Source organism: Microbulbifer sp. ABM4_008 (assembly GCF_056311705.1).
Window position 1 is genome coordinate 3,630,695 of the sequence record NZ_CM149970.1, and the last position, 18,486, is coordinate 3,649,180.

Annotated in this window: 18 protein-coding genes; 5 read left to right on the plus strand and 13 right to left on the minus strand. The window is 47.3% G+C overall.

Annotated features, from left to right (window positions below):
• Nucleotides 1–11: 11 nt before the first annotated feature.
• From ACYX4J_RS15755 to nhaA, 3 genes are all read right to left on the minus strand, one after another.
• Complete coding sequence (locus ACYX4J_RS15755; RefSeq protein ID WP_413664809.1) at nucleotides 12–392, minus strand: MmcQ/YjbR family DNA-binding protein; 381 nt, start codon at nucleotides 390–392, stop codon at nucleotides 12–14.
• Nucleotides 393–394: 2 nt separating this feature from the next.
• Nucleotides 395–1,771: a hypothetical protein gene (locus ACYX4J_RS15760; RefSeq protein WP_476177027.1), complete on the minus strand. Its 1,377-nt coding sequence runs from the start codon at nucleotides 1,769–1,771 to the stop codon at nucleotides 395–397.
• Between the two features lie 103 nt (nucleotides 1,772–1,874).
• Nucleotides 1,875–3,350, minus strand: coding sequence for a Na+/H+ antiporter NhaA (gene nhaA, locus ACYX4J_RS15765; protein WP_444906066.1), 1,476 nt, complete (start codon nucleotides 3,348–3,350; stop codon nucleotides 1,875–1,877).
• A 126-nt stretch (nucleotides 3,351–3,476) separates the two neighbouring features.
• On the opposite strand from nhaA, the gene ACYX4J_RS15770 reads away from it, so the two are divergent.
• Nucleotides 3,477–4,238 carry a TlyA family RNA methyltransferase gene (locus ACYX4J_RS15770; RefSeq protein WP_476177028.1) on the plus strand — a complete coding sequence of 254 codons (762 nt, stop codon included), beginning with the start codon at nucleotides 3,477–3,479 and terminating at the stop codon, nucleotides 4,236–4,238.
• A 150-nt stretch (nucleotides 4,239–4,388) separates the two neighbouring features.
• Here the strand turns inward: ACYX4J_RS15770 and ACYX4J_RS15775 are convergent, their stop codons facing one another.
• Nucleotides 4,389–5,291, minus strand: a complete 903-nt coding sequence (locus ACYX4J_RS15775) for a LysR family transcriptional regulator (RefSeq protein WP_476177029.1) — start codon at nucleotides 5,289–5,291, stop codon at nucleotides 4,389–4,391.
• A 136-nt stretch (nucleotides 5,292–5,427) separates the two neighbouring features.
• Between ACYX4J_RS15775 and ACYX4J_RS15780 the strand changes: the two genes are divergently transcribed.
• Nucleotides 5,428–6,117, plus strand: a complete 690-nt coding sequence (locus tag ACYX4J_RS15780; protein WP_476177030.1) for a pirin family protein — start codon at nucleotides 5,428–5,430, stop codon at nucleotides 6,115–6,117.
• A gap of 373 nt (nucleotides 6,118–6,490) precedes the next feature.
• Here ACYX4J_RS15780 and ACYX4J_RS15785 read toward each other — a convergent pair whose 3' ends face one another.
• Nucleotides 6,491–8,182 carry a DUF885 domain-containing protein gene (locus tag ACYX4J_RS15785; RefSeq protein ID WP_444906070.1) on the minus strand — a complete coding sequence of 564 codons (1,692 nt, stop codon included), beginning with the start codon at nucleotides 8,180–8,182 and terminating at the stop codon, nucleotides 6,491–6,493.
• Nucleotides 8,183–8,556: 374 nt separating this feature from the next.
• On the opposite strand from ACYX4J_RS15785, the gene ACYX4J_RS15790 reads away from it, so the two are divergent.
• Nucleotides 8,557–9,060 (plus strand): thermonuclease family protein, encoded by a 504-nt coding sequence (locus ACYX4J_RS15790; protein ID WP_444906071.1) that lies wholly within the window; start codon nucleotides 8,557–8,559, stop codon nucleotides 9,058–9,060.
• 113 nt (nucleotides 9,061–9,173) lie between these two features.
• On the opposite strand, the gene ACYX4J_RS15795 is transcribed toward ACYX4J_RS15790, so the two are convergent.
• The 6 genes from ACYX4J_RS15795 to ACYX4J_RS15820 form a co-directional block, all read right to left on the minus strand.
• The gene (locus ACYX4J_RS15795) at nucleotides 9,174–9,440 is read right to left on the minus strand and encodes a tetratricopeptide repeat protein (protein WP_444906072.1); all 267 of its coding nucleotides are present in this window, start codon (nucleotides 9,438–9,440) and stop codon (nucleotides 9,174–9,176) included.
• A gap of 53 nt (nucleotides 9,441–9,493) precedes the next feature.
• Nucleotides 9,494–10,360 carry an alpha/beta hydrolase gene (locus tag ACYX4J_RS15800; protein ID WP_444906073.1) on the minus strand — a complete coding sequence of 289 codons (867 nt, stop codon included), beginning with the start codon at nucleotides 10,358–10,360 and terminating at the stop codon, nucleotides 9,494–9,496.
• 204 nt (nucleotides 10,361–10,564) lie between these two features.
• Nucleotides 10,565–11,305: an NUDIX domain-containing protein gene (locus tag ACYX4J_RS15805; RefSeq protein WP_444906074.1), complete on the minus strand. Its 741-nt coding sequence runs from the start codon at nucleotides 11,303–11,305 to the stop codon at nucleotides 10,565–10,567.
• A 120-nt stretch (nucleotides 11,306–11,425) separates the two neighbouring features.
• Nucleotides 11,426–11,821: a GNAT family N-acetyltransferase gene (locus tag ACYX4J_RS15810; protein ID WP_444906075.1), complete on the minus strand. Its 396-nt coding sequence runs from the start codon at nucleotides 11,819–11,821 to the stop codon at nucleotides 11,426–11,428.
• Nucleotides 11,822–11,906: 85 nt separating this feature from the next.
• The gene (locus tag ACYX4J_RS15815; protein ID WP_444906076.1) at nucleotides 11,907–12,380 is read right to left on the minus strand and encodes an OsmC family protein; all 474 of its coding nucleotides are present in this window, start codon (nucleotides 12,378–12,380) and stop codon (nucleotides 11,907–11,909) included.
• Between the two features lie 154 nt (nucleotides 12,381–12,534).
• Entirely contained in the window at nucleotides 12,535–12,879 is a 345-nt protein-coding gene (locus tag ACYX4J_RS15820) for a 4a-hydroxytetrahydrobiopterin dehydratase (RefSeq protein ID WP_108732232.1), read from the minus strand.
• Nucleotides 12,880–13,087: 208 nt separating this feature from the next.
• Between ACYX4J_RS15820 and ACYX4J_RS15825 the strand changes: the two genes are divergently transcribed.
• Nucleotides 13,088–14,911: a DUF885 domain-containing protein gene (locus ACYX4J_RS15825; RefSeq protein WP_444906077.1), complete on the plus strand. Its 1,824-nt coding sequence runs from the start codon at nucleotides 13,088–13,090 to the stop codon at nucleotides 14,909–14,911.
• 42 nt (nucleotides 14,912–14,953) lie between these two features.
• On the opposite strand, the gene ACYX4J_RS15830 is transcribed toward ACYX4J_RS15825, so the two are convergent.
• Entirely contained in the window at nucleotides 14,954–16,462 is a 1,509-nt protein-coding gene (locus tag ACYX4J_RS15830; protein ID WP_476177031.1) for a fumarate hydratase, read from the minus strand.
• Between the two features lie 152 nt (nucleotides 16,463–16,614).
• Nucleotides 16,615–17,373 carry a coiled-coil domain-containing protein gene (locus ACYX4J_RS15835; RefSeq protein WP_282931689.1) on the minus strand — a complete coding sequence of 253 codons (759 nt, stop codon included), beginning with the start codon at nucleotides 17,371–17,373 and terminating at the stop codon, nucleotides 16,615–16,617.
• A gap of 332 nt (nucleotides 17,374–17,705) precedes the next feature.
• Between ACYX4J_RS15835 and sodB the strand changes: the two genes are divergently transcribed.
• The gene (sodB, locus tag ACYX4J_RS15840; protein ID WP_108732228.1) at nucleotides 17,706–18,287 is read left to right on the plus strand and encodes a superoxide dismutase [Fe]; all 582 of its coding nucleotides are present in this window, start codon (nucleotides 17,706–17,708) and stop codon (nucleotides 18,285–18,287) included.
• Nucleotides 18,288–18,486 lie beyond the last annotated feature (199 nt).

The window sequence follows — 18,486 nt, forward strand, 5'->3', positions numbered from 1 at the left end:
CTCAGGGGCCTCTAGCGGTAGAGCAGCTCCGCTCCATAGGCCAGTTCCAGGGACTCCCGCTCAAGCTTGCGAAGCCCCTTAACCACCAAGCCATATGAGCGATCCACCATTCGCTCAATCTCATAATCGGGCACTGTGCCATCCAACAACACCGTATTCCAGTGTTTCTTGTTCATATGGTAACCCGGGATAACACCGGAAAAGATGTCCCTTAAGGCCTGGGCTTCATCGGGATCGCACTTGAGATTACTGGCGTTCACCCCGCGGTAACAGCTTAAGGTAGCAAACATACGCCCCTTAATCTTAAATACCGCTACATCCGGGCCAAAAGGAAAATCCTCGATAGCTTCCGGGCGCGATAGTAAATACTCTCTCAAAGTGCCTTTTTGCATGATTACCAATCCAGGGATGACGGCAGGCGCGGCGAGGACAATAAGCGGGTAAAGCGCTGCCAGCGCTCTTCACTATTTTGACTGCCCTGCTCTACATAATCAGCAACCAGTGTCTTACCCCAATTGTAATTAATTACGTAGGCGCCGTAGGCATCTACAAAATCCTTCCGCTGTGCTGCCTTGGCGGGGCTCATCAAGGTATATTTCTCAAACAACGCAGGTACCTGCGCGCCCTCAATTTCCCCGTCGATATACTGGCGGGCAATCTCATTGCCGGCAAAACCCAACTTATCTACCAGGGCCATTACCTGCTCATACTTTTCCGCCGTTTTCGGATCCAGGCCAGCTAGGGGGTAGAGAACTTCCATTTCAAAACGGGTTTTCTCTTCACCGGGGAAAGTCAGCTCAATCCCGTAGTTTGCACTTCCTTCGGCAATCAGTGACTGTGGACTGAAAAGCGGGTAAACGCTGTACTCTGCCCAACCCCGTTCCTTGACCAGAGTTTGCTCCAACAGCGCGTTATAGGTGTGATGCCCCGGATACCCTTCGTGACAGCCCAGATCAATAGCCCTATCTATCGTAATAGGCAGGCCATTGTTCACCTGTATAAGACTGTGCGAACGCCCCTTATACCAGTTGTAGCCACTCCAGGGTTTGTCGCTGACATACTCCAGAACAAAACTCTCATCCGCTGGGAGTGAAACATACTGCTTGGTGCGCGCGCGGCATTCTTTAATGGCGGCATCAAATACGGCCTGAAGGCGATCGGCAGGAATTTCATAAGCTTTGCGGAAGCTGGCTACCCTCTCACTCAAGGGCTGCTCACCTGGGAGTAATGCTTCCAACTCCTCCAGCATGGGTTCAAAACTTTCCAAATCCTGCTGCGGGGGCTCGGTGTCGTAGAGGGTTCGAGCTTCATTGGTGAAGCTTCTCGGGCTCTCTCCTGCCAGACTACGAGCATGGAACACCAGGGCCCGCAACTGTGTCTTCAGGTAATGCATGCGCAGGTTTTCGATAGACCCATCGCCGTCGATTACCGCTGGCAGCTCTGCCAGTAAAGACTCACCACGCCGGGCGATATCTGCAGCGCTCGCCTTACTCTTGGTGGCAGTTTCACGCAATTCAGCCGGACCGTAATAGGCATCGACATAGCTGTCGTCATGATTTCCCAGTTCAAGTACTAGAAGGACATAAGCCTGGGCCAGACTATCCATCGCACTATCTCCACTATCGGATTTGGGAATTGTTGTAGTCGATTGATCATCAACCCCGACTTCAGAATCGGCTTTTTTATTAGCTGTAGTTTGGCCATCACAAGCCCCGAGCAGTAGGGAAATAGCCAGCACTGGTAGCGCCTGTGCCAGTGTTCTCAAATGCATAATTCTTATTTCTCTCACGTACATTAACAATGGGAACTGGAAACTAATGGAATCAGGCCCCTCCAGGACCGAGACGCAGTGACATCAGGAACGCTAAAACAACTTAACCCTGGCGGCTGGGCTGCTGTTCTACGTCCTCCCCTTCCCCAAGGCTATCGCTGCCACCTTCATCCAGGGGCTCCCCCTCCCCATGAACTTCAAACTCATCGGCCACCGGCGCTTTGCGCAAGACCAGGAACCCAGCCACTCCAGCAATTACTGATGCCAGTAGGATACCCGCTTTAGCTTGGATCAACAGCTCATATTCAGAGCTAAAAGCCAGCTCGGCAATGAAGATCGACATAGTGAAGCCAATCCCGCCAAGGAGTGCAACACCGACAATATGTTGGAAATTGGCGGACTTAGGCAACTTGCCCCAGCCAAGCTTCCAGCCAATCCAGGTGGCGCCAACGATACCTACCAGCTTACCCACAACCAAGCCGGAAATGACCCCAAGGGTGACAGGGTTTATCACTGCCGAAGAACTGGTAAAACTACTAAAGGGAATACCGGCGTTAGCCAATGCAAAAATAGGGATTATTACGAAGCCCACCGGTGTGTGCAGGCGGGTTTCCATGCGCTGTAGCGGTGATTGCGCCAGGTTGACACCATTTCCCAGCGCCATCACTCGGGCGCGCAACGCATCGTTAGCAATAATCTTATCGCCTGGCCGGAAACAGCGGTCAAAGCTGCGAATAATATCCTTAACAAATGTACTAAAGGCCACCGGGTCATATTTGGGTTTGGCCGGCAGTGCCATTGCCGTAATCACCCCCGCAATAGTCGCATGTACCCCCGCCAGGTAGAACTCATACCAAAGCAGCACACCGACAAATACATAGGCCGGAGAACTGCGAACCCCCGCCGCTTTAAGCAGCCACATAATCACTACCAGGCAACCCGCCGCAATCAGCGCGGTGATATTCACCTGTTCGGTATACCAGATTGCAATCACTAAAATTGCGCCCAAATCATCCACAATGGCTAGCGCAACCAGGAAAGTAACTACCGCACGAGGCACCCGATTCCCCAAAAGGGCAATACAGCCGACAGCAAATGCTATATCCGTGGCCATGGGAATGCCCCAGCCGCGTTCTGCACCACTATCCGCATTAAAAGAAGCGTAAATAAGTGCCGGCACCACCATTCCGCCAATTGCCGCCATCACCGGAAGTACAGCCTGGCGAAGGTCGGACAGCTCTCCCACCATAAATTCGCGCTTTAATTCCAATCCCACCAGAAAGAAAAAGATCGCCATCAAGCCATCGTTGATCCAGTGATGTAAGGAGAGAGAGAATTCCCAGTTTCCCGCGCTGAGGCTGATGGGCATGTGCAACAGGTGTTTGTAAGCCTCCTGCAAAGGAGAGTTGGCAATAACCAACGCCGCCAGAGCTGATAGCATCAGCAAAATACCACTGCTGCTTTGGCGATGGATAAACTCTTCAAAGGGAGTTACCAAGCGCCCAAAGGCACCCTCAAGTGGCGCCTCAAAGACCTTTCCCTTGCGAATTTTGAACTTATCCAGAACGCTTTTTGCCATCAGCTAACATCCTCCTTACTAAAGATTAGTCCCACAATTTGCGGAGCCGCACTTCTACCTGCTGGAGCCAGAGGTTAGCATGGGCCCTGTATTCTCAATTATGTAACCAGGATTGCACCGCGAAACATGACCCGATTGGATCAACTGCTTGTACAGAGAGAGCTGGCAAACTCCCGCACCCATGCAAAGAAACTGATTGATGCCGGAAGGGTCATGGTATCCGATGGCGGTACCCTCCAGCCCGCGCGCAAGGCCGGGCAGAGCATTCCGGAAGATTGCGCCCTTGAAGTCACCCCCCTACCGGAAGACCAGTATGTTTCCCGAGCGGGCCTGAAATTGGCCGCCATCCTCGACCAGACAGGACTAACCCCCTCTGGGTGGCACGCACTGGATGTTGGCTGCTCTACTGGCGGTTTTAGCGACTGCCTACTTCAACGGGGAGCAGCATCAGTTGTCGGTGTTGATGTTGGGCGAGATCAGTTGGCGCAGAAGTTACTGGATGACCCCCGTATGCACCTATTTGAAGGGGTAAATGCACGCCACCTGGAAGCTTCCCAAATCTCCCCCCACGGAGACGCAGGTTTTGATGCCATCGTTATGGATGTCTCTTTTATTTCCCAAGTACTCATTCTGCCGCAGTTACCCGCCTTGCTTAAACCTTCGGGACAACTTTTAAGTCTGGTTAAACCGCAATTTGAAGTGGGCCCGGAGGGGATCGGCAAGGGTGGTCTGGTGCGTGATGCCAAATACTACCCGGAGGTGCGCGAGCGCATCACTGCCTTATGCGAAGATTTGGGACTTGAGGTGAAAGAGTATATTGACAGTCCAATAAAGGGCGGCGATGGCAACCGGGAGTTTTTACTTTGGGCCACACGGCATCCACGCTAACCTGAATTTCTTCAGGTGAATTAAACCTTACAGAAAAAACCTTTGCTGAGCTTTCGATAGCCCTAACGAATAAGGGCTATCTACCGAGTTAATATTTAAATACATCTTTACTTAGCTTGATATGTATCTTGAAACGATTTCTCAACGCATTCAGCCCAGTCGATTCATACACACCTGCTGAACAAAGGCCAAAAAAGAGCTCACCTTTGGCAATTTTTGTCGATGTTGTGGGTAGAGCGCATACAGATCCACCGGTGGCATCTCCCACTCAGGAAATACTGGCACCAATAAATCCGCAGCTACTTCTTGTTGGCACATATAGTCGGGGAGAATTGCGATTCCACAACCATCAACCAGCATCTGCTTTAGCATCAAGAAGTCATCGATTCTCACTCTCGGCTCGATCATTATCTCTCGAACATCAGTGCCATTCGTTAAGTTCAACCTGCCACCATACTGTGCACTGCTCATAATTAGAAACTCGCAATCGGCCAAAGATTCTAACTCGGCATTCAGATTCTGCCGCTCTATGTAATTTGGGCTAGTGTATAAACGGCGCCTAATTTTCCCTAATTTCTTGGCTATCAACCGAGAATCAACCAACTCTCCCACGCGGATAACCAGATCGTAGCCCTCCTCGATCAAATCCACTCTTTTGTTAGATAGAGTTAACTCCAATTCAATATCAGGATGGGCCTGTAGAAACTCACCCAGCACATCTTTCAATATCGCATGGCCTACACCAACAGAGACGCCCACCCGCAGCTTACCGCACGCCTTGCTCACTAAACTGCCGACTTTGCTTTCTGCTAGATCGACTTCATGCTGTATTCGACGGCAATGTTGCAAGTAGGTACTGCCGGCTTCGGTCAAGCTTTGTGTGCGGGTGGTTCGCTCTAGCAAAGTGACTCCTAGAGCATGTTCCAGCTTGGCAATTTTCCGGCTGAGATTTGCCTTAGGCAAATTAAGCCTTTCCGCAGCTGAGGTAAAACTACCTGCATCCACTACTGCCATAAAAAGCAGCATGTCGTTCAAATCAACGTTACGGCCCATTCTATGAAACCTGCAAAGCTTTATTGTTGTTAAAAATGGGATAATGATTACGAAAAATAACTATATATCAAACAAAAAGGGATATCTAGAATGACTCCATCGACTACAGCAACAGACAAACCACCCGGAGAAAAAAATGGAAATTTTAGCCCGAGACACACTGGAGTTAGGCGGATTCGCAGGTATTACTGAACATCGACTGGTGACTGATAGCCGCGTATTTGGTGCTCGCAAAAAAGCAGAGGCTTTTGAAGGACTGGGCAACATGGTGTATTTGGCTGATGCACGCTATTTACCCCAGGGCTCATCGGGTATGCATCCGCACAGTGAAATCGATGTTATCTCTATCATTGTCGAGGGTCGGGTCAGCCATGAGGGATCTTTAGAACACGGCAAGGATTTAGCCGCAGGTGAAGTTCAGGTACAACGTGCAGGGGGAGAGGGTTTCTCTCACGATGAAATTAATCCAGACAAACAACAAAATAGAATGCTGCAAGTCTGGGCGCTGCCAGAGAAAGCTGGCCAGCCTGCGGGGTATAAAACCTACAAACCAGCATTAAATGGCGCCACTCGTATTTATGGAGGTATTGACGAGAAAGGCAGTACTTTTGATAGCAGCACTTTAATGGACATTGCACACTTAAAAACAGATGAACAATTATCTTTAAATGAAACTCACTTAATCTATGTAATTAGTGGAAGTGCAAAAGTAACCTCAGGGCACATCACAGAGCAGGTGAAGGAGGGCGACTTAATCCGAGGGGACAACTTAACTCTCACCAGTACAGCAGCGCTGCACTTGCTTCTTGTGAGCTATAACAATTAAATCCTCAGTTACAGAAATATCAATCTGAACTATATGACTGGCCAAGCAACAACTCTACCATTAGTTAGAATGTGAGCTTTATCCGCTTTGATGAAGGCGCCTAAATCAAAACCAAATAAAGTTCTATTTTACGGATGCTGACTGCCAAATACTTCCCGGAGGTGCGCAAGCGCATTAGGGCTTTATGCGAAGATTTGGAATTTGAAGCAAATGAGTATATTAGCAGACCAAAAAAAGACAGAGATGGAAACTGAGAATTTTATCTATGGTAACACCTGCCAATGCTGTATTAATATGAGATATTTAAGAGATATAAAATAGTAAGCGAGGGACCTCAATAAAGCCCCCTCACCATAAATAAAACTAATAGAACCTATTGTGAACCACTAAACTGATCGGATAGCAAGCTGAGTGGTATAACGCCATTTTTCAAAATTTTTCCATGAAATTCTTTGATATCAAAATTGACCTTCTCCTGCTCTTTCTGACGCAACTGAAGAATATGTGTAAAACCAATATGATATGAGCTTGCCTGGCCGGGATGAAAAACAAAGCGATTAAGATCTTTAAAAACCTCCCACTCTACCAGCCCTGTAGCTTGAGAAAAATATTCTTCGGCCTCAGTTAGATCCCATCCTTTTGCATTTATACCCGTATCTACCACTAAGCGGGCTGCCCTGCGGGCCTCTGCTTGTAATCTTCCTAAGTTTCCATACGGATTGTTGTCATGCCAACCCTGCTCAAAGGCTAAACGCTCTGCGTACAACCCCCAACCTTCAGAGAAACCTGAAATATTGGTAATACTCCTAAATAGGGGCAGGTCTAGATTACCCGTAAATGAAAATTGCGCATGGTGGCCAGGTATTCCCTCATGGTAAACAAATCCGGGCAATTCCAATAAGGTGGTATCTACAGAAGTATCTACAAAGATCACTGCACTTTCTCCTCCGCTAGCCTGACGGTACCCATAGCCAAGCGATTCTATGAACTCCAATTCAGGGTACTGAAAATCAGGAAACAGACCAGCACTTTTCCCTGCTGCCTCATCTAACAACGTCTTAAATACACTCAGAACATCTTCCCTGGCAATTTGCGGTGAATCCCGGCGAGCCATCTCATATAGCGTCGGCAAATCATTTGAGACATCATAACCAAGTGATTCAAACTCAGAATATATTTCAGTGTGAATATCTTTCAGAGCAGCAATCCCAATTTGATGTGCTTCATGGGCATCTTGTGGAAGACCGACAAACCTACTTAACAGCCTATTGTAAAATTCATTTCCTCCCGGGTACTGGGAAAACCCAGGGTTTTCGGGTGCGTTTGGTAGCAACTTCAAGAGCTTACTAGATACTTTTGCACGGGCTGGTGCTATCTGATTTGCTAAGATATCTTTACACTGGAGCAACCACTCTTCTTTTTGCAAGTCAGAAACGGCCATTTCATTTACGGCTGACTCAAATAACAGATAGATGTTGTCTTGCTCAGGAACTTCATTCCAAAATTCAAGTGTATCACTAACCCATATCACTGTTTCTTTATCATCAATTATTCCCAATCGTGCCCTAACAGACAGCCAACTATTTATTGAAGAATAATATGAAGGCAAGCGTTTCATTTGTGCTAAATAGTTTTCAACACCACTAACATCATCAAGATTAAAGCTCTGGAAGACATACCAAGCACTAATCGCAGTAAATGCATTAACTCTAAATTGAGGCTGCCCCTCAACCGACAAGTAATTCTTTAAAAACCATAAATAATAGTCATAATCAACCTTCTGCACCTCACTCAACTTCCGTCTATCAAATGACTTTAACTTAGCCAGCACTTTGACATATAACGCAAGTGTTTTAGCTTTATACTGTAGAGATATTGGTGTAATGCCAGGTGATAAAAGCCCTATTTCTTCATGCACTTGATGAATCAATGCCAACTCAGGATCTCGCCTAAGCAGCTCAGCATTAGATACCTCTATAAAATAATCAAATTCCTGATCATAAGCCTTAGCCGGCAAACCAATAAAAACACAGAGAATAACCCAGGCATATTTTAACTTCTTCATAGAGCTTCCTTGAATACGCTTCGTTATGTTATGCAACCAAAATAATAATGCCTAGTAGAAAAAAGAAAGTGAAATAATATTTACTTAACCCACATGATATTCATACTTTAGAATTAAAATTTTCTCTATAACCACCACATCCCCCTCGATCTCATTCAAATATATTTTAAGCTCGAGGTATATTCAGCCAAAAAAGCCACGTTATTTGCCAACCAATGTCACCCCCTTCGCTATGCACTTCTTAGCAAAAACAAAAAATCAAAAAACGCCTTATCAGAAATTTAAGAGCTTTATATTTCCATCACCATTCCTACATAGCCCCGTAACAACCCACACCTATGCTGCGCCATGTAACTCTATCGAGGATAAACATAATGAAAAAATTACTTATCATGGCGGTCCTATCCACTTCTAGTCAGGCAGCTCCGCTAACAAACTATCAAGTTATTGATGGCGATACAGTTCACGGTTACGTCGACAATGAGTATGTAAAAATACGCTTGAACTGCATTGATGCCCCTGAGACCAACCCCAGCACCCAAACGTACGGCCCCGAAGCCACTCAAACCCTAAGCGACCTATTGTCATTTGGTTCAGTTGATTTTGAATCTACAGGGAAAGACATCTATGGTCGGGAAACTGGGTATCTGCATGTGAATGGGTACAATATCAATCAAGAAATGGTAATACGGGGAGCTGCCTGGAATTATGAATACTATTGCGGCAGCGAGTTTGAACTCGAGCAGGAATTTGCTTACTACTACGGTCTTGGGTTGTGGTCGAACACTGATGCTATAGACCCCTACTGTTTTCGCAAGAACTTGGACTACGATTACTGCTACTACAATCCAGAGAACAACTTAATTTTAGATAACTAGATCAAACGCAATAGAAATCAGAAAAATACAGCATAAAATAACTTGGGGGTCTGACTTTAGGGCAACGGCAGCACTTCAGATCACCAGGTTAAGCATAACTACTGAAAATAAATCTAATCGACCTCAAGTTGAGCCATTCTATTTCTTGCTGTTTCATTATCAGGATTAATTAACAATGATTTTCTATAGCAATCTATAGCAAGCTCTTTCTTCCCCTTTACCATATAAGCTTCAGCCAAGCTATCCCAGGTCTTATATGAACCTGGATAAAACTGTGTATTCAATTCGAAAAACTCTATTGCCTTATCAACATCTATGCCAAACTGATCATTATAGAGACGATCATAGCCAAAGAAACTAATAACATCTTCCCTCAACATGAACGTTCCTCCGAGCTTTCTTGAAAACTGTTCGAAGTGATTTTTAACATTCACTAGGGGCGAAATCTAGCTTGATCATCGATCATATAACCATCAAAAATTGATCGAAGCCCTCTATAAAAGCTAATAACGGGCATTGTATGATGATTTTCTTCTGTCCCATAGGTTACTGAATCTACGTACAGCCCTTTCTTAGGCTTCTCATTTCGCAGCCTGATAAATTCTGCAACATAGTTTTCATCAAGATATACACCTTCTACTCTCTTTGACGTAGAGATAAACAGCCTGCGCTTTTCAGTTGATTTACCTTGTAGGAATTCAGAATACCGCTTTAACATAATCTGCTCATCCCACCACATACTTGGATCAATAGCGATATACGCATTAAAGTCTTCAGGCGATGAATATAAGCTATGGATAACAGGTAAACCTGTAAATGAGTAACCTGCAAGAATTTGATACCCAGATGTCGGATATTCCGCGTTTATCTCTGGGATAAGCTCTTCTCTTAAAAACTCAAGAAATTGATCAGCGCCCCCTGTATTGGATAGCGCCTGATTTTTACGTCCACCATATTCAGTTAGCGATCGAGTAGGTGAACTATCTCTTACACGCTCTTGACTTACGATACCTACAACAATCATTTCAGGAATTACTGGAGTGGCATCAGAACTCAGCTGCCGAACCATACCTGTGAAGACATGAAAGAAACTATTAAAATCTGCATCAAGTAAATAAAGAACCGGATAATCTTTATATCCACCTTCTTTAAAGGATGCGGGAAGAGAAATCCAATACTCCCTTCTCTCTTCGAGAATTTGCGAGACAATGACCTTGCGCTCACCAATAGTTAACTCATTGGATTGAGCAGTCAAACTCCAAACTGCGGCAATTAAAATTGCTATAAATTTGCCTTTCATAGGAACACTCCATCTTTCCACCAGCTAACCATTTAACCCACTAATAATTTAATAATCATAAGAGAAAGAAAAGCATACGCCGCGTTCTGGGCTCAATGAGAATGAAGAATTCACAATGTGTTTAGAATGCAGCTTAGTCTTTCCCCCTGCCTCAAAAGTAAGTGGTTAAACTGCGATATATACTCAACCAATCATTTGGACCTTTTAGGCATTAGTCCAAAATATTTCCTGCTTTGCGAAGGGATCCTTGTAAGAATCCTGGCTGACCTGGGTTAAACCAAGCCTTTGCATGGACATTTCAGCTACATGTCTATTAAATGCTGAGATATGCCCTCCATTTAAATAGTGGTCAATATCTACCCAGGAAGCATGCTTAATTTCTTCCGTATCTGTTATTACAATATCCCGATTTAAGGCGCTCAATTCACATACGAAGTAGATATCCGTATAGCCTAAATTCGTAGGAAATCGGGTAGCAAATCCTAGTACTGAGGAAAACTCGCAGGACACACCGGTCTCCTCATAAACCTCACGAATCACCGCATCGGCTATCTTTTCACCCAGATCAACGGTTCCTCCAGGCAGCTTCGGGCTCGATGCTGCACTGTGGCCCTGGACACAGAGCAGTTGCCCATCAAGAAGTACGAATCCCCCAACTCCCACCGTATGGGTTGGGTAGAAGGGAACATATGCATCTTCCTGAAGCTTAAGAACCAGCCTTGTAGCAGAATCCCGACAGCTATGAAATGTAAAACCATGCTTTAGGCATATCGGGATAAACCGGGTAAGTGCATCTCGGAGATCTATCCATATCAACTTTCGGCTGTTAACTCTGGATACTTCTATAATGGCTACCAGTTCAACCAAGAACTGATTTTCCGTACCAGAAAAATTCTCAAGATCCAAAGTAACGCAATTAAAGGAATCAACTGTATGATGAAACACAAGCAACCTATTCAACACCTAAATGATTTCAATACCATAAACGATATAGCCGACACTGAATCAATCATTCGTTCATTGCTGTAAAGCCAACTTAGAATCCACAATAATAGCTCTGTGCCATTATTTGATAAGATACATCCCTTCAGTGTCTGGACGGCTCAATTCAAATCCAAATTTTCTATAAAGCTCGGGAACATCTGCCATCAACGTAATATATGCTGAATGAAGGGCTTCTCGATCCAGGTAAGCCATAATGTGCTCCATGATCTGACGCCCCAGGCCAATACCTTGGAATTTTGGATCGACAGCAACATCCACTATCTCAAAATTAAGTGCGCCATCCCCCACTACCCGCCCCATAGCGACAGTTTCAGATTGTCTTTTTATATGGATACCATACAAACTATTTGGAAGGCCTTTTTCCGCTGCTTCACGGCTTCTGGGGGTTAAGCCTGTTATCTCTCGCAGTTTGAGGAAATCCTCGGTAGAAGCTACTTTCTCAATAATTGTGTACATACCTTGCCGAATAAAATAAACAAATAAATAGTACCGCTAAGCCTACCTAGTACCCAGCGACAACCCAATCGTTATAGGAAGGTACTTAAACTGGAACTTCCTGGATCTCTGTCACCACTTCAGCTTTCACGGAGTTCGCAATAAAACACTGTTTGTGGGAAAGGTGATGTATTTTTTCTAACTGCTCGCGACTGGGTTGTTTTTCACCGGAGAAGCGCACTGAAGGACGCAGGGTAACTTTAGTCATAGCAATGCGACCATCCTTATCGGCCCCCATAATTCCTATAGCTTCATCGCAATATTCATCAACCACAAACCCTCGCTTGGCTGCAATCGATAGAAAAAACAACATATGGCAGCTGGACAGAGCCGCTACAAAAGCTTCTTCTGGATCAACGTTTTCAACTACTGAATAGGGAATGGGTACAACATGGGGGGAAGAGGAGGCTGGGATAGATGCCCCACCATCAAATTGCCAGGTGTGGGCTCGACTGTATTGATTATCGGTGAAAATCTGCTCGTCGCGTTTCCAGGTCACCGTTGAAGTATACTCTGACAAGACTTATCTCCCTTTAGACGACACCCCTAGTCTTGGAGAAAAGGGGCTAAATTGGGATGCTCACCAGCCCTAAGATTACCAAGAACCGGTGAGTGCTATTTCAAATGGTCCATCGCCTCCCGAAGCCGGATATAGGCGCCACAAGAAATACTAGTTAAGCGGCATCCACCTGCTCATCGGTGCGAGCAGCCATGATAAAGTCATTTTTGTGCAGGCCCTTAGCCTCGTGACTCCACCAGGTAACCGTAACCTTACCCCATTCAGTCAGCAGTGCGGGGTGATGCCCCACCTCTTCAGCAATCGCGCCGACACGGTTGGTAAACGCCAGAGCCTGCTTGAAGTTACGAAACTTAAACACGCGTTCCAGCTGCATAATTCCGTCACGGGTCATCGGCGTCCAGTCAGGGATCTGCCGCAGCAGTCCTGGCAGTTCGTCATCACTCACCAGCGGCGCATCGGCACGACAGGCTTCACATTGTTGTTGAGCTAGTTCGGTCATGAATCGGTCCTCAAAACCTTGTTTATTATCGGCTCAATTGGGCCGGCCTCACTCTACCCGCCCCCCCTTAACGAAACAAGTACAGGGCTCAAAAACGCATTTTATCCGGTTTTACCATCACAAAATGGAACCGCATGCTAAAAATATTGGACGATCTATAGCCACCGCAGCCTTGGGTTGACATCGGCAGATTAACGTGAGGATTGTCATGAAAGCACACCTCAGTCTATTACTACTTCTAGTATCTCTAGGAGCCTGTGAGCGCCAGCAAGTGGATAGAGAGCGCCTTCCTCCACCAGAGAAGGTTATCCTGGAGGAAATGCGCTCCGAGACAAACCTGGCATTCGAGCAGCTCTGTCAGCAATTTATACACGGCCTATGGAATCTATTCCCATCCTGGGCGCTCAGTGAAGGCTACTATGAAGTAGCCAAAGAGCTTCAGGTGCCCGATAAGAGTTATCGTGAATTTGTATTGGACTTTGCTCAAATCTATGAACGCAAATTTGCAGCCTTGGATAAAAGCCAGCTCAATATCAATTCACGCAGTAATCTCGCTCTTATAGAAAATTTTCTGCATCGACTGCAATGGCAATATACCCGCTTTAAGTCATACCAATGGGACCCATCCATATATAATGTTTCCCATTCTTTTGCCCTGATCCTAAACACCGACTATGCGCCACTTCTAAAGCGCCTACATACCGTTAGCACTCGTATGCTGCAAGTGCCCGAGTACTATCAGGCCGCTAAGGCAGCTATCTATCGTCCGGCAGCGCCACAGCTTGAATTAGCAATTCAACAGAGTACAGGCTCACTGGAAGTCTTTGGCGAAGAGCTGGAAAAAACGGTTAAAGAAAGTCAGATGCCTGCGGACGCAAAGGAGATTTTCCTACGGCGAATGCACGATTCTCGCTTAGCGATACAAAGCTATATCCACTTCCTACAAAACTTGCAAAAGAAATTGACTAAATCCGGAAAATTCCGTGATTTTCGTATCGGTGAAAAACTCTACGAAGAAAAATTCCAGTTTGATATCAATATTGGAATGAGCGCTGCTGAACTATACCAGCGCGCCATCATAGAGAAGCAGGTAACCCACGATAAAATGACCAAGCTTGCCGATCAACTCTGGCCAAAATACTTTCCTTCTGATTCCCCACCCAACGAGCCACTGGCAAAAATTGAAAAGCTGCTGAACAAGCTTTCCCAATATCATGCCACCAAAGAAACTTTCAAGAAAAAAGTAGAGCAACAGATCCCGGAGCTGGCAGAGTTTGTGACCGAAAAAAACCTGTTAAGCCTGGACAAGGAAAAGCCACTGGTAGTTCGAACAACTCCAGCCTATATGCAAGGCTTTGCTGTAGCTTCCATTAATGCGCCTGGCCCCTACCATAAAAATGCAAATACCTATTACAACGTGATGCCCATAGAGACCTACTCCGATCAACGGGCGGAGAGCTTACTGCGAGAATACAACGACTATATCCTGCAGATACTCAATATCCATGAAGCGATCCCCGGGCACTACACTCAACTGGTTTACGCCAACCAGTCCCCCAGTATCCTGAAAACTATTCTCGGCAATACTGCCATGATCGAAGGCTGGGCCGTCTATGCGGAACGCATGATGCTGGATGCGGGTTACGGTAATTTTTCCCCCGAGCTGTGGCTGATGTACTACAAGTGGAACTTGCGCACTATCACTAATACCATTTTGGATTATGAGGTACAGGTAAAGGGTATCAGCCAAGCAGAGGCGATGAAGTTAATGGTCAGGGATGCCTTTCAGCAACAGGCTGAAGCAGAGGGTAAATGGCGCAGGGCGACCTTAAGCCAAGTGCAGCTCACCAGCTATTTTGCTGGCTTTACTGATATTTTGGCCCTGCGCGAGGAAATCAAAAAGAAAATGGGCAACAACTTTAGTCTCAAGGGGTTCCACGAGATGTTCCTGAGCTATGGCAGTGCACCAATACCAATTATTCGCGAACTGATGCTGGCGGACTTAGCCAAGCAAGGCAATAAATTCCAATAAAAAAGGCCCCTGTTGGGGCCTTTTCTTTAAATGGCGGAAGCGTTACACCTCACCTTCGGCAATCTTGGCTTTCCAGATCAGCGGGCCAGTAGTGTGTACTGACTCACCCTGACTGTCGACAGCCACAGTTACCGGCATATCTTCTACTTCGAACTCGTAAATCGCTTCCATTCCCAGCTCGGGGAAGGCGATAACTTCGGAGCCCTTAATCGCCTGGGCAACCAGATAAGCAGCGCCACCGACGGCCATAAGGTATACCGCTTTATTATCGCGGATCGCCTCAATTGCCATGGGGCCGCGCTCCGCCTTACCGATCATCCCGGCCAAGCCAGTTTCTTCCAGCATAGTGCGAGTGAATTTATCCATACGGGTAGCGGTGGTTGGACCAGCGGGACCAACAACCTCATCGCGCACCGGATCTACCGGGCCTACGTAGTAGATAAAGCGGCCGGTGAGATCCACAGGCAACTTCTCGCCTTTAGCGAGGATATCTACCATTTTCTTGTGCGCCGCATCGCGACCAGTCAGCATCTTACCGTTCAGCAGCAGGGTCTCACCGGGCTGCCAGTTTTGGATATCTTCTGCGGTAATGGTATCCAGGTTTACCCGACGGGTATTGCTGCCCGCTTCGCGGGTAATTTCCGGCCAATCTTCCAGCTTAGGCGGAGTCTGGCGCGCAGGCCCGGAGCCATCCAGGGTAAAGTGGGTGTGACGGGTAGCTGCGCAGTTGGGGATAATCGCCACAGCCTTGTTGGCAGCGTGGGTGGGATAATCCTTGATCTTCACATCCAGCACAGTGGTCAGTCCGCCCAGGCCCTGGGCGCCGATGCCCAGTTTGTTGACGGAATCATAGAGTTCCAGACGCAGCTCTTCAGCGCGGTTAGAGGCTCCGCGCTCTTGCAGCTCCTGAATGTCGATGGGGTCGAGCAGGGATTCTTTGGCCAACAGCATCGCTTTCTCAGCGGTACCGCCAATACCAATACCCAGCATGCCGGGCGGACACCAGCCGGCGCCCATCTGCGGAACCATCTTCAGCACCCAGTCAACCACCGAGTCAGATGGATTCAGCATGGCAAACTTGGTTTTGGCTTCACTGCCGCCGCCTTTAGCTGCCACATAAACTTCTACGGTATCACCGGGAACGATTTCATAGTGAATCACCGCCGGAGTATTGTCTCCGGTATTCTTACGAGCACCATCTGGATCTTCCAGAATAGAGGCACGCAGCACGTTGCTGGCATTTTGATAGGCCCGGCGCACACCTTCGTTAACCATATCGGTAACGCTCATATCCGCTTCCCAACGCACATTCATGCCCATTTTCAACTTCACGGTGACTATGCCGGTATCCTGACAGATTGGGCGGTGGCCCTCGGCACACATGCGTGAGTTGATCAGGATCTGGGCCATGGCGTCCTTGGCCGCCGGGTTGACCTCTTTCTCATAAGCCTTGTTCAGGGCCTGAATGAAGTCCTGTGGGTGGTAGTAAGAAATAAATTGCAGCGCATCAGCCACGCTGCCGATCAGATCATCCTGGCGGATAGTGGTCATTGCCAACTCCGATTAACGTCTCGAGGCCGGCGATTCTACACGAAATGTAGGGTTATTGACCCAGATATTCCCATAAATCCCATTCACCTAAAGGGAAAACGGAATAAAAAAAGGCGGACACCAGGTCCGCCTTTTTTAACTCAACCGGAAAACTACATGGATGAAGCTGTGGAATCACCGCTGGACTGCAGGGAGCGAATCGCATCGCGAAGCTGCACCAGATCCTTATTCACCGAACGGCGGTAAGCATCGATAGACTCTACAGCCTCTTCATTCGCACCGACACGCATAGTCAGGTCACTGCGTACTGAAGCCAGCTGGCGTTCCAGGCGAGCAAGCTTATCGGTCATCTCACGCTGGGAATCAGTATTGCCCTTGCGCAACTCTGCCAGCGAAGCCTCTACAGCAGCGATTTTCTTCACGCTGGACTCGAGGCCGCTGAGCTTGGTGCTGAGAGCGGCAACTTGCTTTTTGTTAGCTGCGACTGCTGTTTTATTTGCCGAGATACTCTTGCGGTTGGTGTCATAGGCAACACCCCACAATTTGCGGATCTCTGAGGAGTTTTCCTTGGCTTTTGCATTTAGTACTTCAACCGATGCCGTAGATTCCTCATCGGAGAGACTAAAGCGCTTCTCCAGTTCAGCAATACGGTTTTCCGCATCGGCAATACGAGTCTCTGCATCACTCAACAGGGTCCGGCTGTCCTGCCATTGCTGGTACAGGAAACCCGAGGCACCCAGGCCACCCATCGCCATAATCAGGGCACATAGACCCAAGAAAGAGAAACCACCTCGGCGCTCCTCCACGATCACCTGGGGCTCTGGTGAATCACTCCTTTCTTCGCTGGTAGTGAGATCCAGTGATGGTTCAAGAGCGGCGCTGCCGCCCAGTGTGGGCTCTTTGCGTTGCATGGTTCGATACACCCGATAACTGTGCTGATGAGTCCGGTACCCGCCAGTTCTATGCTGCTCTTTCCGGTACCGTATTTTCAGAAATATATGACAATAGAATCCATTCAGATTCGTCGAATTCTGCGGCAGTTATACCAAAAATTGACGAAAAAGTAAGCGGTCGTCAGTAATAATAGACGACAGTCGAATAGAGCTGACAGCAAAAGCTTCCCCCCTTGTGTTTGAGGAAATCGTCCCAAACTTCCCTAATCCATCGCGCCGGCTTAATTCTGAGATGCGGCACGTGTAGAATGCCCTCACCAATAACCCTCAGACAAAGGAAGGAAAACACCATGGCTTTCGAATTGCCTGAACTCCCCTACGCTAAGAACGCCCTGGCACCGCATATCTCCGAAGAGACTTTGGAGTACCACTACGGCAAACATCATAAAACTTACGTAGACAAGCTGAACGGCCTGCTGGAAGGCACTGCTGACGCTGACAAATCTCTGGAAGACGTGATCAAGTCCTCTTCCGGTGGTGTGTTCAACAACGCAGCCCAGGTTTGGAACCACACTTTCTACTGGAACTGCCTGAGCCCTAACGGTGGCGGCGAAGCCACTGGCGCGATTGCCGAGGCTATCAACGCAGCCTTCGGTAGCTTCGACCAGTTCAAAGAAGCATTTACCACCAGTGCTGTAAACAACTTCGGCTCCGGCTGGACTTGGCTGGTAAAAAATGCTGACGGCTCAGTCGCCATTGTAAACACTTCCAACGCAGCAACCCCGCTGACTGAAGAAGGCGTTACTCCCCTGCTGACCTGCGATGTTTGGGAACACGCTTACTACATCGACTACCGCAACCTGCGCCCGAAGTACATGGAAGCTTTCTGGGCCCTGGTGAACTGGGAGTTTGTAAACCAGAACTTCGCTTAATCCCGAAGTCACCAGAAAAAGCGGGCCATGTGCCCGCTTTTTTTATTTCTTTAATGTCCTCCTCCCAATCAAATTCTCCCCACTACTGGCCAAATGCTGCTCCAGTCAGCACAATACCTGCTGATCTGCACTACACATCCCGCATAAAGTATGGGGGATTTAGGCAATCAACCTAAAGAATGCCACTGGAGTGGCACAA